Origin of the sequence: Cellulomonas sp. GbtcB1, from assembly GCF_019091725.1 — a bacterium.
GTDB lineage: Bacteria > Actinomycetota > Actinomycetes > Actinomycetales > Cellulomonadaceae > Cellulomonas.
Map to the genome: position 1 here is coordinate 1 of NZ_JAGXJG010000540.1, position 238 is coordinate 238.

A 238-nucleotide genomic window follows, 5' to 3' on the forward strand; every position below is an offset into this window, starting at 1 on the left:
CGGCCCCGCGGTTCCTCGCCGCCCGGCCGTGGCCCACCCGCGGCGTCCGCACGACGGGTGCGGCGGTGATCGCGTGGGTCCTCGTGCGGTTCGTTCCCGGCCCGTGGAGCGACTACCCGTACTCCGCCCCGCTGGGCGCGGTCATCGCCACCTCGGTGACGGGACGAAATCCGACGCGGCGGTCGGTACACTCCGTCCTGGCCATCGCGCTGGGCGCGGTCGTCGCGCGGCTGGTCGA

At 76.1% G+C, this 238-nt stretch carries 1 pseudogene; it reads left to right on the forward strand.

The features are described from left to right. Nucleotides 1–238, forward strand: a pseudogene (locus KVT14_RS21310) (hypothetical protein); the annotation flags it as partial.